16 protein-coding genes are annotated in these 13531 nt (G+C 42.8%); 10 read left to right on the forward strand and 6 right to left on the reverse strand.

Annotated features, from left to right (window positions below; genetic code table 11):
* The first annotated feature begins 15 nt into the window (after window positions 1–15).
* The 3 genes from AC04MN_RS08150 to AC04MN_RS08160 all read left to right on the forward strand — a co-directional run bounded on the left by AC04MN_RS08150 (window position 16) and on the right by AC04MN_RS08160 (window position 2001).
* Complete coding sequence (locus AC04MN_RS08150) at window positions 16–780, forward strand: EI24 domain-containing protein (protein WP_475382695.1); 765 nt, start codon at window positions 16–18, stop codon at window positions 778–780.
* 63 nt (window positions 781–843) lie between these two features.
* Entirely contained in the window at window positions 844–1761 is a 918-nt protein-coding gene (locus AC04MN_RS08155) for a DUF2802 domain-containing protein (RefSeq protein WP_475382696.1), read from the forward strand.
* 3 nt (window positions 1762–1764) lie between these two features.
* Window positions 1765–2001 carry a hypothetical protein gene (locus AC04MN_RS08160; protein ID WP_475382697.1) on the forward strand — a complete coding sequence of 79 codons (237 nt, stop codon included), beginning with the start codon at window positions 1765–1767 and terminating at the stop codon, window positions 1999–2001.
* Window positions 2002–2047: 46 nt separating this feature from the next.
* Here AC04MN_RS08160 and AC04MN_RS08165 read toward each other — a convergent pair whose 3' ends face one another.
* Together AC04MN_RS08165 and AC04MN_RS08170 are read right to left on the reverse strand one after the other, a co-directional pair.
* The gene (locus tag AC04MN_RS08165; RefSeq protein WP_475382698.1) at window positions 2048–2560 is read right to left on the reverse strand and encodes a hypothetical protein; all 513 of its coding nucleotides are present in this window, start codon (window positions 2558–2560) and stop codon (window positions 2048–2050) included.
* Between the two features lie 97 nt (window positions 2561–2657).
* The gene (locus AC04MN_RS08170; RefSeq protein ID WP_475382699.1) at window positions 2658–5513 is read right to left on the reverse strand and encodes a TolB family protein; all 2856 of its coding nucleotides are present in this window, start codon (window positions 5511–5513) and stop codon (window positions 2658–2660) included.
* A 92-nt stretch (window positions 5514–5605) separates the two neighbouring features.
* On the opposite strand from AC04MN_RS08170, the gene pal reads away from it, so the two are divergent.
* Genes pal through smpB form a run of 6 tightly spaced genes read left to right on the forward strand, consistent with a single transcriptional unit; the run spans window position 5606 to window position 9434 of the window.
* Window positions 5606–6109, forward strand: coding sequence for a peptidoglycan-associated lipoprotein Pal (pal, locus tag AC04MN_RS08175; RefSeq protein WP_475382700.1), 504 nt, complete (start codon window positions 5606–5608; stop codon window positions 6107–6109).
* Between the two features lie 17 nt (window positions 6110–6126).
* Complete coding sequence (locus AC04MN_RS08180; protein ID WP_475382701.1) at window positions 6127–6429, forward strand: DUF4398 domain-containing protein; 303 nt, start codon at window positions 6127–6129, stop codon at window positions 6427–6429.
* Window positions 6426–7118 carry a tetratricopeptide repeat protein gene (locus AC04MN_RS08185; RefSeq protein ID WP_475382702.1) on the forward strand — a complete coding sequence of 231 codons (693 nt, stop codon included), beginning with the start codon at window positions 6426–6428 and terminating at the stop codon, window positions 7116–7118. Before AC04MN_RS08180 ends, AC04MN_RS08185 begins: the two co-directional genes overlap by 4 nt.
* A gap of 10 nt (window positions 7119–7128) precedes the next feature.
* On the forward strand, window positions 7129–8166 hold the full coding sequence (tsaD, locus tag AC04MN_RS08190) for a tRNA (adenosine(37)-N6)-threonylcarbamoyltransferase complex transferase subunit TsaD (protein ID WP_475382967.1): 1038 nt from the start codon (window positions 7129–7131) through the stop codon (window positions 8164–8166).
* 10 nt (window positions 8167–8176) lie between these two features.
* Window positions 8177–9010: a 16S rRNA (adenine(1518)-N(6)/adenine(1519)-N(6))-dimethyltransferase RsmA gene (gene rsmA, locus AC04MN_RS08195; protein WP_475382703.1), complete on the forward strand. Its 834-nt coding sequence runs from the start codon at window positions 8177–8179 to the stop codon at window positions 9008–9010.
* Window positions 8982–9434 carry an SsrA-binding protein SmpB gene (gene smpB / locus AC04MN_RS08200; RefSeq protein ID WP_475382704.1) on the forward strand — a complete coding sequence of 151 codons (453 nt, stop codon included), beginning with the start codon at window positions 8982–8984 and terminating at the stop codon, window positions 9432–9434. The genes rsmA and smpB overlap by 29 nt, the downstream gene beginning before the upstream one ends.
* Here the strand turns inward: smpB and AC04MN_RS08205 are convergent.
* The 4 genes from AC04MN_RS08205 to AC04MN_RS08220 form a co-directional block, all read right to left on the reverse strand.
* Window positions 9379–10050: a HAMP domain-containing protein gene (locus AC04MN_RS08205; protein ID WP_475382705.1), complete on the reverse strand. Its 672-nt coding sequence runs from the start codon at window positions 10048–10050 to the stop codon at window positions 9379–9381. The two genes, smpB and AC04MN_RS08205, sit on opposite strands and share 56 nt — an antisense overlap.
* 80 nt (window positions 10051–10130) lie before the next feature.
* On the reverse strand, window positions 10131–10796 hold the full coding sequence (locus AC04MN_RS08210; protein ID WP_475382706.1) for a flagellar brake protein: 666 nt from the start codon (window positions 10794–10796) through the stop codon (window positions 10131–10133).
* A 41-nt stretch (window positions 10797–10837) separates the two neighbouring features.
* The gene (locus AC04MN_RS08215) at window positions 10838–11758 is read right to left on the reverse strand and encodes an SAM-dependent methyltransferase (protein ID WP_475382707.1); all 921 of its coding nucleotides are present in this window, start codon (window positions 11756–11758) and stop codon (window positions 10838–10840) included.
* A gap of 15 nt (window positions 11759–11773) precedes the next feature.
* The gene (locus AC04MN_RS08220) at window positions 11774–12076 is read right to left on the reverse strand and encodes a hypothetical protein (RefSeq protein ID WP_475382708.1); all 303 of its coding nucleotides are present in this window, start codon (window positions 12074–12076) and stop codon (window positions 11774–11776) included.
* A gap of 202 nt (window positions 12077–12278) precedes the next feature.
* On the opposite strand from AC04MN_RS08220, the gene AC04MN_RS08225 reads away from it, so the two are divergent.
* A complete protein-coding gene (locus AC04MN_RS08225) occupies window positions 12279–13490 on the forward strand; it encodes a hypothetical protein (protein ID WP_475382709.1) in 1212 nt (403 codons plus the stop codon).
* Window positions 13491–13531: the final 41 nt, after the last annotated feature.

Raw genomic sequence — 13531 nt, forward strand, 5'->3', positions numbered from 1 at the left:
TGTAGGTGGTTAGCTATGCAAAATGTTGTTAAGGCGCTTGGAGATTCTTTTAGAGCGCTTTTTAGTTTAAAAGTTCTTTTGTTTGTTTTAATTCCTCCTGCCGTTGCAATCATCTTGGGTGTAGGGCTGTATTTTATTTATTGGCAAAAGGCGATTTTCTTTTTGACTGAATCGATGACCCATACTTGGGCTTATGATTATGTCGCTCGTTTTACGGAAAAGGACTTTTTGTGGTTGGCCCAAGGAATTGCAGCTGCGATTCTTATTTTGCTGTTTATTCCTCTTTCCTATGTTGTTTCACTATTATTGACCTCGATTTTTGTTATGCCTTTGGTGCAAAATTATTTAGGACAAAAGAAGTTTTCGCATTTAGAGAAGCGTCGAGGTGGACATTGGGTGGTGTCTGTTATTAATAGTTTGCTTGCGACACTGGCTTATCTTTTTATGTTTGTTGCGACTTTACCTTTGTGGATCATACCTGGTGTCCAAATCTTGTTGCCCATGGTTTTGTCGGCCTGGCTCAATCGGCGTATTTTTTCCTACGATTCGCTTCAAGAATTTGCAAGTAAAGACGAGCGAAAAAAAATTCTTACGGATAATGCGAGCTCACTGTTTGGCTTGGGCTTCTTTTGTTCCGTCCTAGTTTATGTTCCTTTTATTTCGTTTTTTGTCCCAGTTTATACGGGGATGACCTTTCTATTCTATAATCTAAAACGACTTGAAGAAAATCGTCTCGCGTATAGGCCATCTCAGGATGAACTAGACCCGTCTCAGGTCTAGTTGCTCGACTCCAAGCTATGAATGTTCAGGGCCTTTTCTTAAACTATAGAGAGGAGGCCCCTCGTGAGCTTTTGGTTTTTAATTCAAATTTTAGTGAATATTATTTTATTCGGCGTAGTTGGCGTGCTTTGGATGAAGTTAAGCCGACCACAAAAAGATGATCCTCGTATGAGCAAAGGTCTGCAGCTTCTTCAAAGCAAGATTTCGGTTCTTGAGGATCTTTCTGATCGTACGGAAACTCAGGTACAGCAGTTGACTGCCTTGATTGAAAATAAAGTGAAAGATGTGCAGTCAAAAATTCAGTCAGCTGATAAGCAGCTGGCAAAAATTGAGCAGGCGACTCAAAAAAGCTTAGAAGTTGCCAAGATCTTTCAAGACCGTATTCCGCATGATGAAATTCTTGAGAGAAAGAATTCAATTAAGTATATCAAAGCGGCGCGTTTAGCCCACCAAGGATTGAGCCCGGAAGAGATTTCGAAGCAAGTAGATCTCTCGCGTGGTGAAATCGAGTTTATTGCGAAGGTTAACAAGGACCAATTAATGTTCTGTGAGCAGTCCTTGCCTGACTGGGCACAGGATGATTCTTCCCTAGAATCGCCAGAAGACAATGAAGGTGTGGATGAAATTTCTTTTATGCCTCCAATTCAGCGTGGAATCCCGCGAGATTTAAGTTCGGCGTTTGAAATACCAAAGCCTGACACGACGGCCTTAAAAAAGCTCGGCGAAGCATTTAAGGCTGCCTGCGAAGAAGTCCCCCAAGAAATTGTTGACGAAAAGCCAACAAAATCACCTCAAGGTTTTTTGGATCTTAATGAAGAGTTAAGTGCACAACAAAAGGACGACGAGAAAAAAAATCGGTCAGCGATTCGGCCAGCCAATCTTGGACGTGATAATGGGCGCGCCAAGGAAGAGAAGATTGAAAACTCAGGGATTAGACCAGTCGAATTTCGTCGAATTGAATTAGTGAAAGATTTGGAGTAAGCGATGGCGACAAAGGCATTTATAAAATCATTGAAGAAAGATCAGATTCATAATGGCCGTGTTGAAATGGTTATATCGGCTACGGAAATAGTCTGTAATATCGAGGGAAATTTAATTTCGGTGAGTAATCAGACGGGGCAAATGTTTCGCCTGGGGGATCAGATCCAGCTTCAAGTAGAAAGTGTTGATCCGATTCAAATGTCTTTACCCAATGACCGTAGATTCAAGCGAGTGGTATGAAATAAAAAAAGCCAGCGAAATGCTGGCTTTTTTTATTTCTGAAGATCTACTTTGCAGATTCTTTAATGAATAGTGAAAGATAGTGACGAACCATATATTCCATCTTCATTGGCTGTCCTTGATAAGTCCAAATAATCTCGCCAAACGGACCCCATTTTGCTTCAAGCAGGTGTTCATCCATAATGTTGGTTGCGGTCTGTTGTGCGTCATTCATTCCAGGAGTTGGAATAAAATTAGTTCCGATAAAGTTAAAACGAATACTGATAATTCCCGGTGTCTTTAAAGAGAAGATCATCTTAAATCCATTTCGGAAAAGCATAAAGTCAGCGTGAGTCTTTGCAATTCCGTAAATTTTTATACGCCCCAAAGCCGAAGGCTTTAGCTCGTTAAAGGAAGATGAAGCGTCGACAAATTCGGTTTTCATATTAAGCAAAAACTGAATTGAGTCTTGAATCAAAGCTTTATCTGGATCATATCCAAAGGTCATGTCGACCATTCCGGACTCTTCCATCTGCTGTTCGGCCTTTACGAGTTCTTTAATCCAGCTGATTTTTTCCATACTTATCTCCCCCAATCAGTTTTTCGACGCTCAGCTTTTTTGTCAAGGGGGCCGGTCGTTACTTGGCGCATCAATCTGTTTAGGGGGCGCTTTTTATTTAGAAACCACTAATTTGGAGGCTAAATGCCATGGATCCGGGGGTTTTATCTGGAGCCTGAGGAGTTAGGTAGTATCCGACGACAAAACGAATCGGAATGAGGTATCCAATGGTTGAGTCCATTCGCACTTCTCCTCCAAAGCTGTGGAATTGGTGATGCATGGATGTGCGCACATACTGGGACTTCTTTAAATCAGCTACGTAGCCATCGACGGCAATGCTGTCGACGGTTGCAGCGGCAGAAAGCCGTCGCAAGAAATACGGATCGGTGCCATTGCCTTTATAAAGATCCTTTAGTGGAAATTGGTAGTCGATGTTGGTGACGGCCATATTTTTACCAAAGAAAAGTCCCGCAGCGTAACCTCGGACGACATAGCTAGGTAGGTTTGAATACTGATATAAAAAAGTCGATTCAGATTGCACGCCGTAAGTTGCATTGATGGTTTCCGGAGTGTAGACCGCATTTATTTTTAGCGAAAGGCTATGCCTTTCTGGTAGCCAACGATCTGTATAAACAGAGGCTCCGGCGATATATCGCGAGTGGGAAATATAACTTCGATCGCCTTTGATATATGAGGTCATTCCGACATAAGCTGATCTGCTTTGGGTCGGAGCGATCTCATGTCCACCCTGAGATAGCGACTCGTAGCCAAATAGCACAAAGGGGCCGGCTCGGCGAACCGACTTTACGTTTGTCGTTCTTTCAATAAACTGCCAACCAATTTGTGCGCTTGTATTTTCAGATAGCTCGAATGTATCAGGTAGCACTGCTAATTGAGCCGTATTGTCGATCAATTCATTGTTGGTGGAGCCTAAATATGAGTTTAAGCGACTTAGTGTGACTGCAAAAGGTAACAGGGTTGTTTGGTTAATGTATTGACCTAATACAGATGTGTCTGATGTGGCCGTATCAAAAGTTGCGCTCAATGAATAGCTATGCTTTTTTAGCGGATCAAAGGCCGAGGTGCTTGCTTGAAGAAGTGTTCCTCCCGTTGTTGATCCCGAGATAAATGGAATCCAGTAGCGCGGTAGGAGGTAGGACCAAGGGGAATAAGACTCGTGTGTTAGCGCAAGACTTGGATCTTTGGCATCGCTGTCATTAGGTTCAGGATAAAGATCAGCAAAAAGGGGTTGAACTTTTGGAAGGTTGGCGGGGGTTGATCTTAGGTCTGCGAATTGTATTAAAGTCAGCTGGGGGCCATCGGCTGTCATAGTTGTGGTCCAAAGATCTTTTGTTAAGGGATCAATGCTGAATGAATTGATGGCAGTTAAGGTGTGAGTTTTGGCTTGGGCTGACTTCAAATTATCAGAGCTGCTATAAATATTGTGAACGCCATTGATAGAGCTTGTGAAAAAGAGTTGCCCTTCAAAGTACTTTGGAATGCGGGCATTTTCAAATTGAGGAAGGACCTCTTCAGGATTTGGAGACTCAATGTTTAATTTGATAAGCCGATCCTTCGAGTTCAGTCGTCGGCTAGAAAAAATGATATTGTTGTTGTCTAGAAACTCTGGAAACGAGACTCTTTCCATGAGTTCGCCTTTGTATAGGACTCGAGTCGTATTTTCTTTCAAGTTGTAGATTGTTAAGTCGGTGGCTCCACCTCGAAGCTGCACAAAAGCAATGATATTATTATCCGGAGAGTAGGCGGGCTCGCGGGCTCGCCATCCCTTGGTCAGACGTGTTGACTTTCGGGTTTGAAGGTCCAATGTCCATAAATCACTGCGAGTCTCATAGCGGTTTAAGGCCGACACCTTATCAAAAAGTATTTTTGATGAATCTGAACTCCAACGCAGTGACTGGGCTTCGTCGCTGGTTTTAAAGAATAGCTCTTTAGAGGAGAATTTTCCCGAAACGTCCCGTTTGTAAATATAGAGGCCTCTTTTGTCCTTGTGATCGACACCAATGATGGCAAGATATTCGCTATTTGGGGAAACTGCAGGTGAAAAGCTATACTGCAATTCGGGAGCGAAGAAGGTGAATTTGCTAGGGGACTCCTGCCGCAAAGTCTCGAGCTGTTTTGAAATGCGTACACGAGTTTTTCGAATGGTTTCATTGTATTGTTCTGTGTAAGATTTTTGAAAAATTTCTTGAGCAGGCTTTTCTATAAAGTAAGGAACTCTTTCGCCGTGTCGTAAATTAATGCGGTCGATGACACTATTCGAATATTCTTGTGCGGTCTGTGCCCAAAACAATGACCCTAAAATATATGGAGTCATGCCTCGAGGCCAATCAGGCAAGGCTTCATTGGCCGATGCAATGTCAAAGCGATCCCAGCGGTTTTCAATTTCCCAGCTTCGAATCACACCATCTTGATAGGGACTGCGAAGGCGACCGCCAGTTCCCAAGGTTGTTTCCATGTGAACGGCTAAGCCTTCTTTCCACCAAGTCGGCAGAAGAAGGTTCGGAGCCAGCGCGGTTCCGAAAATAGAGCGCAATGTCCCCATTGTTCCGATAGCGGGTTCGAAGTTGAGGACATGTGTATACTCGTGACCTAAGAATTCGAGGGGCCAGTCGCCACTGTCAGAAAGGGAGTCCTGAGAGCTGGGTAAGACGGGGAATGCCATAATATGTGGGTAGGGAATTCTTGTTGCATAACCATTTGTGACGTCGGTTTTGTCATTGATCACAACAACCGTTTTTTCCGGCTGCAAGCTGAATATTTTAGAAAGCTGAGTGTGAGCTTTTTCTAATTTGAGGGCGTACAGCTCTGCCAATGCTTGCTGATTGGCGTTATAGATGATTTCAAAGTGAGGAGTCGTTATTTTTTGGTGTGGCCATGTTGGGGGGACTTCAAGCTGGGCTTTAGCCTGTAAATGTAGTGCCAAAATGGTGATAGCTAAAAAGAGTTTAGTCATAGAGCTAAATTGTATCCCAGAATATTTTGACATTGAAGTCGAGGAAGTTAAAATGGAGTGGTTCACTAGGAAGGTCTAACAAGGAGGATCATGTGTTACGTAAAATTATGATGTCAGTACTTACTATTGCAGTCGTAGCTGGTTGTTCGGGAAAAAAGAAGAGTTCAGATGAAAATATTGAGTCTTCAAATTTAGGCGGTACGCCGGCGGTTGATTCATCTGCGATGAATTTTGACCCTCAGGGAAGCGATTCTGGGAAAATTAATGGTTTGAAAACTGTTTTCTTTCCTTACGACAAATCATCCTTGGATGCACAGGCTAAAGCCGATCTTCAAGGAAATGCAGCTTGGATGAAGTCAAATCCAAATGTGAAAATTCAAATCGAGGGGCATTGTGATTCTCGTGGTACTATTGAGTACAACGTAGCTCTTGGTGAAAGACGTGCTAATGCTGTAAGAACATATCTTGCGGGTCTTGGCATTTCTGAATCACGTATGAGTGTAATTAGCTACGGAGAAGAGAAGCCATTAGTTCAGGGTGAGTCTGAAGACGCATTTTCTAAAAACCGTCGTGCGAACTTTGTACCTGTTCAGTAAATCTTAAGGAGTCGAAGTTGAAAAAACTCTTGTTGTTTGCAACTGTGTTTTTATTGGCTTCATGCCAAACAATTCCGGCTCCGTATGATGATTATGCATTAGCTCGGGCGGCGATGGATGCCGCCCGAAACGTTCAAGCTGCAAGGCATTCACCTGGATATTGGCATCAAGCTGAAGAAAATTATCGAAAAGCCAGGTTGTATTTTAGGGATCGTGAATACGAAAAAGCCAAAGAGCACTTCAATCTAGCTCGTCAGGCTGCTGAAAGAGCTGAAAATTCGGCTCGTTTAATTCGTCAAAAAAGCGGAGACATCTTATGAATTCAAAGTTTTTATTCCCATTGATTGTTTTGGGTGGTTCGTTGTTAACGGGCTGCTTGAAGACTCGAAATGATGTTAAAGATACAGAGTCTCGCTATGTAATGCAGCAACAAGTGACGACGATGCAAAAAACAAATGCTGATGCCAATGCGCGTTTAGTCGAAGCCGATGAAAGAATGCGCGAACTTATTGGGCGAGTTGAAGAGTTAGAAAATAAGATTCAAACATCACAACAGGCTTCAGAATCAAGCCTAAAGAATGCTCAGATGTCGAGCGCAGAGGCCAATCAGAAAATTCTTTTACTTCAAGAGAGTCTTGCTAAGATGGAGACTCAACTTGTTCAAATGCAAGCAGAGATGCAGAGCCTTAAGGCCGATCATTATGCGGCGGTAGGAGCGGCATCAGCAGCCAAAGAAAAAGCGGAAAAGGCCGAGAAAGATCCGTATCAAGCGGGGCAAGAATTGTTTGCGCAAAAGGACTGGAAAAAAGCGATTCTGTTTTTTCAGAAGTATCGTGACGAAAATCCCAAAGGAAAAAACTTTGCCGATGCTACCTATAAAATTGGTGTTTCTTTTCAAGAGCTAGGAATGAAGGACGAGGCACGCACTTTTTATGATGAAGTGGTGGGCAATTATTCAAAATCAGAGGCTGCTAAGAAGGCAAAGCAGCGACTTAAAGCTTTGAAGTAGTATTGTGAAAATATTTGAAAAAGTTTTAGCAATTGAAACTAGTTGTGATGATACCTCGGTATCTATCGTAGATAGATCTGGTTGGGTTCACTCTCTGGTTTCGGCGACTAAAGATTTAGACCATGAACCTTACGGGGGTATCGTCCCCGAAATCGCCTCTAGAAATCACTCGATAGCTCTTATTCCCTTGATAGAAGAAGCTTTGAAAAAAGCCCATTTTGGTTGGAGCGACATCGATGGTATTGTTGTCACAAGTCGGCCTGGGTTGGTGGGCGCACTTATCGTTGGCGTTGTCACCGCAAAAAGTTTGTCACAAGCGAAGGGAATTACCTACTTAGGTGTCAACCATCTTGAAGGGCATTTATTGGCACCCTTTCTAAAAGACAGCGACTATGCTCCGCCTGCAGACTTTGATTATCCTTACGTGGGTTTAGCAATTAGCGGTGGACATACCAGCCTGTATTATATTGAAGGTCCCGGAGTATATAAGGTTTTAGGTGCTACAAAAGACGATGCTGCAGGCGAGGCATTTGATAAGTTTGCAAAAATGGCAGGTCTTGGTTTTCCGGGTGGAGTAAAGATTGATCAGATATCAAAATCCGGGAACATTGCAGCTTACGACTTTCCAAGAAGCATGTTGCACGATGGATTTGATATGAGTTTTTCTGGTTTAAAAGCTTCGGGCCAGCGTCTTTTAGAGCAGCTTGGCCCAGAAGAAGTCTTAAAGAATCTTCCAGATCTTTGTGCCTCTTATCAAGAGGCAATTGTCGATGTTTTGATTGCTAAGCTTGAACGAGCAGCCAAAGCTATGAAGACGAAAAGAGTTATTTTGACGGGTGGGGTTAGTGCCAACTCGCGCTTGCGAGCTCGAGCTCAAGAGTGGGCTGTTCGCAAGCGAATGACGTTAGTTGTGCCCCCATTAAGATATTGTACTGATAATGCCGCTATGATCGGTTATGCGGGTATTTTAAGAATGAACCGCGGAGAGTTTTCTGATATGAATCTAGCTCCACTCCCCCATCTTCAAGACGGGGATTTTCAACGATAAGGATGACTTTGTGTCGACAGCCAGGGAACGTTTAGATATCGCGTTACAGGAACTAGGTATTCAGGCCAAGCGTTCTTTAGGACAGAATTTTTTAGTGAGTGATCACGTTATCGAAAAGATTATTCAAGCAGTCAAAGAGGCTCAACCGGATCGGATGGTTGAGGTCGGTCCAGGACCGGGAGCCTTAACGTATTTTCTTTTACAGATGAATAAGCCGATTACTTTGATTGAACTAGATCGAGTCGTTGTCGAGTATTGGAAAGCAAAAAATCAAATAGTTTTAGAAGAGGACGCACTAAAAGTAGATTGGAATCAGTTTCGTCACCCTGGGGAAAAATTGGTGTTTGTGTCAAATCTTCCCTATCAAATATCGTCCAGCATTGTTATAGATCGTTCACTTGATGACGAAGGCGTAGACCACATGGTGCTGATGTTTCAAAAGGAAGTAGCGCAGCGTCTTCGAGCTAAAGCCTCCAGCGATGAGTATGGTATTTTGAGCGTGATCGCCCAAACCTTTTGGGAAACAAGCAATGTCGTCGACGCAGGACCAAGAGATTTTGATCCGGCACCAAAGGTTGCAAGTCGAGTAGTGCAATTTAAGCGAAAGCCGAGTCCCGTAGGTAGTCGTAAGGGCTTTCTGCACTTTGTAAAAGAGGCCTTTAAGCAGCGACGTAAGCTGATGCGATCAAATTTATCTGGCTTGTTGAATCAAAAAAAGGTAAGCCAGGATGTTCTTTTAGATTGGCTAAAGAGCAATGGGTTTAAAGAAACAGCCCGAGCTGAGGAGTTAAGTCCTCAGCAATTTGTGGACTTGTATGAGCATATTAATCATTCAGGAAAATAAAAAAGCAAGATTCGATTATACCATCGTAGAAACCTACGAGGCGGGTCTACAATTGACGGGGAGTGAAGTGAAATCGCTGCGGGATCGCAGTGTTCAGCTTAAGGACTCGTACGTTTCGTTTCGTGGCCATGAAGCTTTTTTGCAGAATGCCCATATTTCTGAATACAAATCGAGCTCGTACAATAACCATCATCCCGAGCGTTTGCGAAAATTGCTTCTTCATAAGGAAGAGCTCGACTATATCTACGGCGCCCTTCGAGAAAAGGGCTATTCTTGCGTTCCCTTAAAGATATATTTCAAAAAAGGCCGTGCAAAATTAGAAATCGCATTGGTTAAAGGTAAAAAGGCCCACGATAAGCGTGAATCAATTAAGAAACGCGACGTGGACGCTCAGATTCGGTCGACACTTCGTCGTGATAGATAGTTTCTTGGTGATACCCAAGACGTGATCTTTTTATTTCAATTAATTGCTTCCAAGCTGCATAAGCTTCTCGGTTGTGCGGGTCGACGGTTAACTTTTCTAAAAGTTTAAGTTCTGACTCTGTATTTGCTTTGAGGGCACGGTGAAAGTAGTCATAAGTCATAGTGATATCGCGGAAGTCATCGTTTTCAGAGTGTTTGATGTTCGTGATATACCAATTCCCCAACATAAGTTGTCGCATATGCTTTTCAAGGCGAATTAAGGGAGTGATCAGGGTTTTGGTCATTCTGACTCCCAAAACGAAGGCGGTCAGGGAAATAATAAAGAACCCCAAGAACATAAAAGCTTTTAGCCACAATAGTTCTCTTTCAAGGTGTTGAATAATTCCGGGTTGGTATTCAAAAGCCAATGCTTTAAAAAGATCGTAATTCTGAGAAATAAAGAAATACGCAGGGGCGAGAAAAAGCAGTGTGCCGCCCGCAACCGCAGTAATGATGTACCAGGTGTATTTGTACTGAAATGTTCGATGAAGAATAAGATTTTTGTGAAAAGACGAAGTCTCTGCACTAGTTGTATCTTTTTCCATCTGAGGTTCGTACTGTCTTCTTCCGTAAAGCATGAGTCTTTTATCGGATATTTTATCGATTCAATGAGTCTAGATTCTCAAAATGAGTCTTAGTCAGTGGACTCATGTCGAGCTTAAAGGTGCGCAAAGAACTCTTTATGAAGTTCTAAAGTGATTGAAAAGACCGTGGACTCAAAAGCGGGAGTGGTCTGCTGAAATTCGACACCAACAACTGTGCCGTTGACGTATCGAACTATGGCTTTGCAGTGTAAAGAGTCTCGACCTTTGAAGTGCATAAAAATTTCGATTTCATCATCAATTTTGAAGTTTGATTCTTCAACCTTGACTAAAAATCGGCAACCTCCGGTTGATAGGTCCTGCATTCCGGCGATGAGGTTTATCTGGCGGTGATTGTGTGCAACCACAGCCACCTGCGCTTTGTAAGAGCTAGGAATTTTTAACCGATAGCTTTGACGTCGTTGCAGTTGAAAAATGTCAAAAGGAAAGTCGAAAACAAGTTCGCCCGCAATAGTTCGGCACAATGCTTTGAAGAAGTATTTTTCCGAGGCCAAATTAAAAGTAACAATCACTTCGTGGTCTTTAAAAAATGGAATGGTTTGGCCGCGAGGAATTTTACAGACAAGCTTCCTTTTTTCAAAGCGTTCGGATTGAACTTTGTAAAGATTGTCGTCTAAGCCTTTGCAGATTACTTCTGCTCTGGAAAAGGCCATGTCCGAAAGAATTTTATCTCGCTCTTCTGTAGAAGAAATTTTTTTAAAGATATTCTGCTTGTCGTCCACATCTTTATTTTACTAAGGTAGGGGCAATATCTGAACTAAAATTATTTAGCTGGTCTTTCGTCGATAGGCAGAATGACGGCTGTAACCTCGTGCTTGTTGTAATACAGGTGCTGAACCCAAGCCCCCATTTCAGAAATAAATTTTTCTGTAGTTAGCCAGTCTGTCTCTTTTTGATACTTAATAGTGCAGACGAATCGTTGGCAAAGTCCAGAGTCTTGCCATTCTTTGACCAGCTCAAGCAGGCGAGGCGGATAGCAAATAATGTCAGAAAAAAACCAATCAATTTTTCCAATATCAGTCGGCTTTAGTGAGAAGGCATCTTTTTGTTTAAATTCAACTCTGGGGAGAGCCTTGATGCGATCTTCGATGGGGGCTTTATCGATAGAAATAACATGGCAACCACTTTGCTGAAGCACCCATGTCCATCCACCGGGGCAGCTTCCAAAGTCGACAACGGTTTGCCCTGGTTTGGGTTTTATGCCGTGAACAGTGAAGAGTTCCCATAACTTTAGATAGGCCCTAGAGGGTGGCATTACTTTGTTTTCATTAAAAGGAATTTCACCACGCTCAAAAACAGAAGAGCTGGTTGCGGAAAAGCCCAAGGTGTTGGCATCCAATAGAATATAGTGTCCAATCGGAAACTGCGGTAAAGGAGATAGAAAATCTAAGGGTTTAATTTTAAAGCGAACCAAGTTTTCTTGAATTAAATGTCCTCGGCGTACATGTGAAGCACTGGGGATGTAGGACCAAAACTTACCGGCGGCTTTCAGGGCCTTTGCAGCCTGACCGATCGAATCGAATTTTACTATTTCGAAGTTTTCTAAAACAAGTTGAGCCCAGACAGAATGCTGTCTAGGCCCTTTCGTAACGACTAAATTTTCATGAACCAGCTCTATTTCTTTCAGTTCGTATTTCAGTTCTTCTAGAAATTTGGAGTGGGCCAAGTAGGCCGTACGCTGCACTTGCACCTCGAGTAATTAGGCTGCCTTTTGTACTCCAGCGGGATTCAAAAGTCCACGAGCGTTGAAGGTGTTCACGCAGTCAGTCCAAAAATTTTCTCTAATTTTTTGCTCTGAAGGGCTGAACTTCAATTTTGGATAGTCACATTTTTCAAAATGTTCTGTGAATTTTGCTTCATCGCAAGTTCTAACAATTTTTAGCATCAAGTTAAAGTGAGCTTCAGTGAAAGGTTTATTGTCGACAAGAATTTTGCGAAGTCCTTGCTCTGGTGTATGTAGTAGAAAGCTGTAAAGACTTGCAACATCGTATTTTTGACTCATTCGTAACTCCTTTATTTGAATGTTTCGACGATTACTTTATCGGTCGTAGTGATATGAGCTTGAGTCTAGAACTAGACCAAAGTGTTGAAATATCTTGTTAATTTCTGCCAATGTTTTCGACAAAAAACAAAAAGGTCCTGATTCTTGCTGAATTTTTTGAAATGTCACTAAAGTCCTGAGCCTTTGGTCCGATCCAGTAGGCATGAAAACACAAAAAATCAATACCAAAGCAGTAATGGCAGCATTGTTAACTTCAGTCTTCACGGTTTCGGCAGCAGCGATGGGGCAACGTCCTCCAAGCTCTTCGAATCCTGGTAATGGCGGTGGATCATCGACCCCGACGACTCCTACAGTTCCCCCAGTTCGGGAACCAGCAGCAGTAACGGAAAGATTGACGCCTGAAGGGTTCAACCCTTTTTCTGAGGTGGCAGAGCCGATGGGGCAAAGCGTGGATCGTTATTATAAAACGTATCGTGAGCTAATGCCAACTCGATCTTCACAAAACAGTCACTATACCGATAGCTGTGACCCTGGGACTGAGGGTAAAGATACATTTGCAGATCGCATTGCATGGGCTGTTGAATTAAAAATGCAACCTGCGAAAGCGCAACTAGGTTATGTGGGTTCCTTGTTCGGCATGAGCAATGATGTGAACACTTATCTTCCGAACTCGTTGCTTTCTCATCCGATTTGTAAAGTTACCAGCTCTACGTTAAATACCACTTTCGGTGGGAAAAATGTTCCGGGCTCTTCGACAATCAATAAAATTAATCGATTTGCTGATTTGATGAACGGCTTTAGACGGCAAGCTTTGTCGGGGGACCGTGAAGGCTATAAAAAGGCTTCACGTTTATGGAGTCGTTATTTCATGTGTTTATCGTATATGGAGTCCCTGTCGACCGCGAACTCGGCAAAGAATGATCGTGTGGCAGAAAAATATGCGCCCTCTGGTTATCGTCGCCCAACTTCAGTAGCTTTCTATGAAGATCCCTACCAAGATGCAGAAAGTAGATTGAATATCGGTGTATTCCAATTCACTCCTTCTGCTGGTGGTAATATTCAATCGTGCTTACGTGAATGGAATGCTTTATATCCGAAGTGCCAAGTAAATACGAAGGGGAGTCAGGCCGAGATGATCCGTTTGATTGGAAGTAGTAAGCAAACCTTTAATGCCTTCTGTGCGGCTGCTAAAACTACAGGCATGTTCTCGGTACAGATCAACGCGAAGAAAGCATACAACACGCACCCTTACAATGTGAATAGCGATGGCAGCTTGAAAGCTCCAACAGAGCGATGCGTGAGTCCTCATATGAGTGTCGGACGAAGCTATAATCACTTCGGTCCTTACCAAAACGTGATGGGTGATACTCTAGATCAATTGATGACGTGCACTTTGGCTGAAACAGTAGAATAATAAAGATAATTCTGAAATAAAAAAAAGGCCTAGCAAATAGC

This window comes from Bdellovibrio sp. ZFWA1, from assembly GCF_056175665.1.